Genomic DNA, 6,968 nt, shown 5'->3' with positions numbered 1-6,968 from the left:
GCACGCTGTTGAGTTCTCAAGGTGCGGACGCTTCCTTCGTTCCTGTTTCCAGGCCCTCCGGGCGCTTCCTTCGTTTCCGACTCTATCAGATCTTTCCGATCCGATTTCCTCGGTGCTTTCCGGTCCCTTTTGCTTTCGCTCCGGGCCCTTCCGGCGTGTCCACTACGTTAGCTGATTTCTTCGGCGACTCATAATCGAGTCAATCGAATTCGAATTCCGGCATGCCGAAATACGCCCCAGCCTGGGGAGTCATCTTGAGTAGTGGGTGGCCGCTACGGGGTGCTCGAACAAGCAGACCGTTTCCAGCGGCTCGGGCTACGTTACGGGGTCCGGGGGCCCGAGTCAAGGCGCCGCTTCCGGGGGGTGTGGGGGCGGTACGGGCTCACCGTCGGGTCCTCCGTGATCCAGAAGCGCCAGGGGTGCGGGGCGCCCCCGCCGCCGACGCCCGTGCGGGGGCCGCTGGTGACGCGGTCCGGGGCAGGCGGCGTGCCGGTGAGGAGGGCGAGCGGTCCGTCCTGGCCTGCGCAGGTGTCCGTGCCGTTGAGGGAGAGGGCGATGTCGAGGGCGGTCGCCAGGCGGGCCGGGCCCTTCGCCAGCTCGTGGTCGGAGCGGGCCGAGCGGCGGCGGGGACGTGCCTGGTCGGCGCCCTCGATGAATTCACCCGCACGCAGGAGGACACCGCTCGCGTGTCCCTCGGGGCCGCACACCAGGTTCAGGCAGTGCCACATCCCGTACGTGAAGTAGACGTACGCGTGCCCGGGGGGTCCGAACATCACGGCGTTGCGTGCGGTGCGGCCCCGGAAGGCGTGGGAGCCGGGGTCGATCGCGCCGGCGTACGCCTCCACCTCCGTGAGGCGCAGTTCCATCCGGCCTTCGTCCGTGTTGCGGACGAGCGTGCGCCCCAGGAGGTCGGGGGCCACCTCCAGAACGGGGCGGTCGAAGAAGGCCCGCGGGAGCGGCGTACGGTCGGGGCTCTCGCTCATGGCGTCCGAGCGTAGTGGGGAACCGGCTACGGTCGTCGCGCGTATGTAGGGGTCAGGACCCGAGAAGGAGTGGAAGTCATGGGATTCAAGAAGCTGCTCGCGAGCCTGGGTGCGGGTGGGGCCAGCGTGGAGACGGTGCTCACCGAGGAGAACGTCGTCCCGGGTGGGGTCGTCCAGGGCGAGGTGCGGATCCAGGGCGGTTCGGTCGCGCAGCAGATCGAGGGTCTGTCCGTCGGTCTGCAGGCGCGGGTCGAGGTCGAGGGCGGCGACCAGGAGCACCGGCAGGACATCGAGTTCGTGAAGGTGCGTCTGGGCGGGGCCTTCGAGGTGCAGGCCGGGGCGGTGCACGTGGTGCCGTTCGGTCTTGAGATTCCGTGGGAGACGCCGGTGACGACCATCGCCGGGCAGCAGCTGCGCGGGATGAACATCGGGGTGACGACCGAGCTGGAGATCGCGCGGGCCGTGGACTCGGGTGACCTGGACCCGATCAACGTGCACCCGCTGCCGGCGCAGCAGGCGATCCTGGACGCCTTCATCCAGCTGGGCTTCCGCTTCAAGAGCGCGGACATGGAGCGCGGGCACATCCGGGGGACGCGGCAGAAGCTGCCCTTCTACCAGGAGATCGAGTTCTTCGCGCCGCAGCAGTACCGGGGTCTGAACCAGGTCGAGGTCAGCTTCGTCGCGGACGAGCGTGAGATGGACGTCGTCCTGGAGATGGACAAGAAGCCGGGTCTGTTCACCGAGGGCAGCGACTCCTTCCGTGCGTTCAAGGTGGGGCTGGACGACTTCCACGCCACCGACTGGGCGGCCTACCTCAACCAGTGGCTCGCCGAGGTCGGCGGCCGTCGCAACTGGCTCTAGCCTCGGAAGCCCCGAGGGGCTGATCGTTCGTCAATTGTTTGCCCGCTTCTGGTCTTGGAGAGATCAGAAGCGGGCATCTTTTGTTGCGCAGGAAATTGCGTTGTCCGACCCGGCCGGCCCGGCCATCGTTGATCCAAGCCCGAAGACCCCTTCCGGGGCTGGGGCCGGCACACGGGAGGTGGGCAACATGCGGGACACGCTGGTACTGAACGCGAGCTTCGAGCCGCTGTCGACGGTCACACTCAACCGTGCGGTGGTGCTTGTCCTGCAGGACAAGGCCGTCGTCGAGCAGGCCCATCCCGAGCTGAGGGTGCGGGGTGCCGCCGTCGATCTACCGGTGCCGCGGGTGATCAGGCTCTGCCGGTACGTACGGGTGCCGTTCCGAAGACAGGCTCCGTGGTCGAGGAGGGGGGTGCTGGTCCGGGACCAGCACCGGTGCGCGTACTGCGGGCGGCGGGCGACGACGGTCGACCATGTGGTGCCGCGGGCGCAGGGTGGTGGGGACAGCTGGCTGAATACGGTCGCTTCCTGTGCCGAGGACAACCACCGCAAGGCCGACCGGACGCCGGAGCAGGCGGGGATGCCGCTGCTGCACCAGCCGTTCGAGCCGACGCCGGCGGACGCGATGCTGCTCGCGATGCGGGCGAGCGAGCGGTCGGCGCTGCCGGAGTGGCTGGCCAACTCGGCTGCGTAGGCTGAGTTCTTCTTCGTGCGGAAGGGCCCGTCTCCCCCGGTGGGAGGCGGGCCCTTCCGTGCGTGGGTTCCGGGGGGGGCTAGCTGAGGGTCAGTTGGAGGATCGCCACGATGCCGACCGCGATGATCACCCCGCGCAGGACGGTGGGGGGCAGTTTGCGGCCGACCTTGGCGCCGAGCTGGCCGCCGAGGGTGGAGCCGACGGCGATGAGCAGGACGGCCGTCCAGTCGAAGTCGGCGACGAAGAGGAAGAAGACGGCGGCGATTCCGTTGACGAGGGCGCCGAGGATGTTCTTGACGGCGTTGATGCGCTGCAGGTCGTCGTGGAGGAGCAGGCCCATGAGGGAGAGGTAGAGGACTCCCTGGGCGGCGCCGAAGTATCCGCCGTACATGCTGGCGAAGAAGAGGCCGGTGAGGAGGGCGGGGCCGCCGTCGGGGTGGGCCTCGGTGCCGGTCTGTTCGCGGCGGCGCTTGACGGCGGCGGCGATGCGGGGCTGGAGCAGGACGAGGACGAGCGCGAGGCCGATGAGGACGGGGACGATCGCGTCGAAGGCCTCGGACGGCAGGGCCAGGAGCAGGATGGCGCCGATGAGGCCGCCGAGGAGGGCGGCGGCGCCGAGTCGCAGGACGCGGGTCTTCTGGCCGGCGAGTTCGCGGCGGTAGCCGATGGCCCCGCTGATCGAGCCGGGGACGAGGCCGAGGGCGTTGGAGACGTTCGCGGTGATCGGGGGGAGTCCGGTCGCGAGGAGGACCGGGAACGTGATCAGCGTTCCCGATCCGACGATGGTGTTGATGGTGCCGGCGCCGATGCCGGCGGCGAAGACTGCCAGGGCTTCCCAGATGGACAACGCCATCTCCTTACATGGTCAGTGAGTCGCCTCCCCGCCCTGACGGCGTCGGGGTCGAGGGGCTCGCACTGATCATGCACGAGGATTACGTGTACGTGTCAGTCAACCGACGGTTCGTCTCGTCGTGCGGACGGGACGTCCTTGACGTTGAAGCCGGGGGTGCCGCCGCCGACGTTGCCGAAGGCGCCGGACAGGCCCTTGAGGGCGTCGCCGATCTCGCTGGGCACGATCCAGAGCTTGTTGGCGTCGCCCTCGGCGATCTTCGGGAGCATCTGGAGGTACTGGTACGAGAGGAGCTTCTGGTCCGGGTCGCCCGCGTGGATGGCCTCGAAGACCGTGCGGACGGCCTGCGCCTCGCCCTCGGCCTTGAGGGCGGCGGCCTTGGCCTCGCCCTCGGCGCGCAGGATCGCGGACTGCTTCTCGCCCTCGGCGGTGAGGATGGCGGACTGGCGGGTGCCCTCGGCGGTGAGGATCGCGGCGCGCTTGTCGCGCTCGGCGCGCATCTGCTTCTCCATCGAGTCCTGGATGGAGGTCGGCGGCTCGATGGCCTTGAGCTCGACGCGGTTGACGCGGATGCCCCACTTGCCGGTGGCCTCGTCGAGGACGCCGCGCAGGGCCGCGTTGATCTCCTCGCGGGAGGTGAGGGTCCGCTCCAGGTCCATGCCGCCGATGATGTTGCGCAGGGTGGTGACGGTGAGCTGCTCGATCGCCTGGATGTAGCTGGCGACTTCGTAGGTCGCGGCGCGGGCGTCGGTCACCTGGTAGTAGATGACCGTGTCGATGTTGACGACGAGGTTGTCCTGGGTGATCACCGGCTGCGGCGGGAACGGGACGACCTGCTCACGGAGGTCGATCCGGTTGCGGATCGAGTCGATGAACGGGACGACGATGTTCAGTCCGGCGTTGAGCGTGCGGGTGTAGCGACCGAAGCGCTCCACGATCGCCGCGCTCGCCTGCGGGATGACCTGGATCGTCTTGATCAGGGCGATGAAGACGAGCACCACCAGAATGATCAGGACGATGATGACTGCTGACATCGTGTTCCCCGTGCCCTTCGCTGCCGGTTGTCTACCGGGTTGCTTTCGATGATCGAGTTTCCCAGATGGCGGAGCGTCATGGGCGAGGTTCGGTCACATGACCACGGCGGTCGCCCCGTCGATGTCCACGACGTCGACCTGTTCGCCCGGTTCGAAGGTCTGACCGGTGTCGAGCGTGCGGGCGGACCAGACCTCGCCGGCGAGTTTGATGCGGCCTCCGCTGCCGTCCACCCGTTCCAGGACGACGGCTTGACGGCCTTTCAGGGCGTCGATGCCGGTGGCGAGTCCGGGTCTGCCGTCGCGGTGCCGGGCGGCGATCGGGCGTACGACCGCGATGAGTGCCACGGAGACGACGACGAAGACGAGTACCTGGGTGACGATGCCGAAGCCGAGGGCGGCGGTGACCGCCCCGGCGACCGCTCCGACGGAGAACATGCCGAACTCCGGCATCGCGGTCAGGACCAGCGGAATGCCGAGCCCCACCGCGCCGATCAGCCACCAGACCCACGCGTCGATGTCCACGTGGTCATGGTAGGGCGGTGGGGTCCTTCCGGGACAGGGCGCGGGCGGCTGTGCGGGTCGCCGCGGCCCCGGCCATGATCTGTCGGACAGGCCCGAGGCCGGTCACTTCAGGGGCAGGCCGTGGGCGGTCCAGCGGTCGCCGACGCGCTCGACGACGAGCGGCAGGCCGAAGCAGTGCGAGAGGTTGCGGGAGGTGAGCTCGGTCTCCACGGGTCCCGCGGCGAGGACCTTGCCCTGGCGGATCATCAGGACGTGGGTGAAGCCGGGGGCGATCTCCTCGACGTGGTGCGTCACCATGATCATCGAGGGGGCGTACGGGTCGCGGGCGAGGCGGCCGAGGCGGCGGACCAGGTCCTCGCGGCCGCCGAGGTCGAGGCCGGCGGCGGGCTCGTCGAGGAGGAGGAGCTCCGGGTCGGTCATCATCGCGCGGGCGATCAGGGTGCGCTTGCGCTCGCCCTCGGAGAGGGTGCCGAACTTGCGGTCCAGGTAGTCGTTCATCCCGAGCCGGTCGAGGAAGGCCTTGGCGCGCTCCTCGTCGACCGGGTCGTAGTCCTCGTGCCAGGTGGCGGTCATGCCGTACGCGGCGGTGAGGACGGTCTGCAGGACGGTCTGGCGCTTGGGGAGCTTCTCCGCCATGGCGATGCCGGCCATGCCGATGCGGGGGCGGAGCTCGAAGACGTCGGTGCCGACGCCGCCGAGCTGCTCGCCCAGGATGTGGGCGGTGCCCTTGGTGGGGAAGAGGTAGCTGGAGGCGATGTTCAGAAGGGTGGTCTTGCCGGCGCCGTTGGGTCCGAGGATCACCCAGCGCTCGCCCTCCTTGACCGACCAGGAGACCTCGTCCACCAGAGCCCGTCCGTCGCGGACCACGGATACGTCCACCAGCTCCAGTACATCGCTCATGAGCGCGTTGTCTCCCCTTGCGGTCGAGTCTTGTCGTCGCCTTGCGCCGATGGGCGCGGCGTCCAGGGGAAAACCTACGTTATCGACGGAGCGGACCGGTCCGTAGGGCTTCCTTTCAGTCCTTAGTCTGGGGGGATGCTTTCGGAACCACGCTCAGGACGTCTGGCCGCCTGGGGCAATGCCCTGCTGGCCGGGGCCGTGTCGCCCGACGAGGCGGCGCTGGCGATTGTCGGGGAGGACGCGGTGCACCGCGTGGAGGGGCTGCCGGGTGAGGCGGGGCCGGTGGGGCTGACGCTCGCGCTGGGCCGGCTGCGGCGGCTCGGGGTGACCGGCTGGCGGGTCGCGCTGCCCGCGCCGGGGCATCCGCTGGGGTTGAGCGGGCCGCCGGACTTCAACGCGCGCGCGTTGGAGGCGGAGGAGGCGGTGGTGGGCTTCGGCGCGCCGTACGGTCTCGTGCCGGAGGTCTCCGAGGCGGGTCCCGCGGGTGATGTGCACGTCTCGGTGGTGTGGCACTGCCTCGCCGTGCGGGAGGCCCCGCCGGCGGACGTGCCCTCGCTCGGCGAGGCGGAGCGGGAGCTGGCGGAGGCGCTGCGGGACGCGACGGCGGTGCTGACCCGGCTCGACGTGGCGGCCTCGGGGCCGGCGGCGGACGCGGCGCGCGAGGCGTACCGGGCGCGGGCGGAGGTGGGCCGCGAGGTCCTCGCCCCCGGCTATCCGCCGCGGGCGGTACGGGTCCTGGAGCTGGCGCAGCGGATCGGCCTGCTGGTGAACCTGGCGTACGACCACGGTCACGGGGGTGCGGTGAGTGCCTCGGAGATGGCGGCGCGGGGCGATGCTCTGCGGCCGGTGGAGAGGGTGGCTCGGCGGGCGCAGGTGGCGGCGTACAACGCGTACGTGGAGGAACGGGAGCGGGAGCGGGGGGTCTGAGACCCGCGCCCCGGCCCGGCGGACGGAGTCCGACGCAGCGACCCGAAGCCCGGGAGGCGCCCCAGGCGCCGAGCGGTGCGAGGGACGCGTCGAGAAAGGGGCTGGCGGCGCGGGGCGATGCTCTGCGGCCGGTGGAGAGGGTGGCTCGGCGGGCGCAGGTCGCGGCGTACAACGCGTACGTGGAGGAACGGGAGCGG

The 6,968-nt window shown here is 70.1% G+C and carries 8 protein-coding genes; 3 read left to right on the top strand and 5 right to left on the bottom strand.

What is annotated here, in order from left to right:
• Positions 1-320 precede the first annotated feature (320 nt).
• Complete coding sequence (locus tag ACWGN5_RS41415; RefSeq protein WP_453524099.1) at positions 321-983, bottom strand: DNA-3-methyladenine glycosylase; 663 nt, start codon at positions 981-983, stop codon at positions 321-323.
• 78 nt (positions 984-1,061) lie between these two features.
• On the opposite strand from ACWGN5_RS41415, the gene ACWGN5_RS41410 reads away from it, so the two are divergent.
• Together ACWGN5_RS41410 and ACWGN5_RS41405 are read left to right on the top strand one after the other, a co-directional pair.
• Positions 1,062-1,844, top strand: a complete 783-nt coding sequence (locus ACWGN5_RS41410; protein WP_453524096.1) for a sporulation protein — start codon at positions 1,062-1,064, stop codon at positions 1,842-1,844.
• Positions 1,845-2,031: 187 nt separating this feature from the next.
• Positions 2,032-2,538, top strand: a complete 507-nt coding sequence (locus ACWGN5_RS41405; protein WP_369143476.1) for an HNH endonuclease — start codon at positions 2,032-2,034, stop codon at positions 2,536-2,538.
• A gap of 79 nt (positions 2,539-2,617) precedes the next feature.
• Here the strand turns inward: ACWGN5_RS41405 and ACWGN5_RS41400 are convergent, their stop codons facing one another.
• From ACWGN5_RS41400 to ACWGN5_RS41385, 4 genes are all read right to left on the bottom strand, one after another.
• Positions 2,618-3,391: a sulfite exporter TauE/SafE family protein gene (locus ACWGN5_RS41400; RefSeq protein WP_453524092.1), complete on the bottom strand. Its 774-nt coding sequence runs from the start codon at positions 3,389-3,391 to the stop codon at positions 2,618-2,620.
• 92 nt (positions 3,392-3,483) lie between these two features.
• Complete coding sequence (locus ACWGN5_RS41395) at positions 3,484-4,422, bottom strand: SPFH domain-containing protein (RefSeq protein WP_369143479.1); 939 nt, start codon at positions 4,420-4,422, stop codon at positions 3,484-3,486.
• 93 nt (positions 4,423-4,515) lie between these two features.
• Positions 4,516-4,944, bottom strand: coding sequence for an NfeD family protein (locus ACWGN5_RS41390; protein ID WP_453524088.1), 429 nt, complete (start codon positions 4,942-4,944; stop codon positions 4,516-4,518).
• A gap of 102 nt (positions 4,945-5,046) precedes the next feature.
• Positions 5,047-5,844: an ABC transporter ATP-binding protein gene (locus ACWGN5_RS41385; RefSeq protein WP_189802521.1), complete on the bottom strand. Its 798-nt coding sequence runs from the start codon at positions 5,842-5,844 to the stop codon at positions 5,047-5,049.
• A gap of 135 nt (positions 5,845-5,979) precedes the next feature.
• Between ACWGN5_RS41385 and ACWGN5_RS41380 the strand changes: the two genes are divergently transcribed.
• Entirely contained in the window at positions 5,980-6,771 is a 792-nt protein-coding gene (locus tag ACWGN5_RS41380) for a hypothetical protein (protein WP_453524085.1), read from the top strand.
• Positions 6,772-6,968 lie beyond the last annotated feature (197 nt).

Source organism: Streptomyces sp. NPDC055815 (genome assembly GCF_053616475.1).
Note: the sequence above shows the minus strand (reverse complement) of the source record. Positions and strands in the feature narration are given on the sequence as shown.

Excerpts from the sequence above, each read along its gene's own strand:
- ACWGN5_RS41415 (WP_453524099.1), bottom strand. The coding sequence starts at position 983 with ATGAGCGAGAGCCCCGACCGTACGCCGCTCCCGCGGGCCTTCTTCGAC.
- ACWGN5_RS41410 (WP_453524096.1), top strand. The coding sequence starts at position 1,062 with ATGGGATTCAAGAAGCTGCTCGCGAGCCTGGGTGCGGGTGGGGCCAGC.
- ACWGN5_RS41405 (WP_369143476.1), top strand. The coding sequence starts at position 2,032 with ATGCGGGACACGCTGGTACTGAACGCGAGCTTCGAGCCGCTGTCGACG.
- ACWGN5_RS41400 (WP_453524092.1), bottom strand. The coding sequence starts at position 3,391 with ATGGCGTTGTCCATCTGGGAAGCCCTGGCAGTCTTCGCCGCCGGCATC.
- ACWGN5_RS41395 (WP_369143479.1), bottom strand. The coding sequence starts at position 4,422 with ATGTCAGCAGTCATCATCGTCCTGATCATTCTGGTGGTGCTCGTCTTC.
- ACWGN5_RS41385 (WP_189802521.1), bottom strand. The coding sequence starts at position 5,844 with ATGAGCGATGTACTGGAGCTGGTGGACGTATCCGTGGTCCGCGACGGA.
- ACWGN5_RS41380 (WP_453524085.1), top strand. The coding sequence starts at position 5,980 with ATGCTTTCGGAACCACGCTCAGGACGTCTGGCCGCCTGGGGCAATGCC.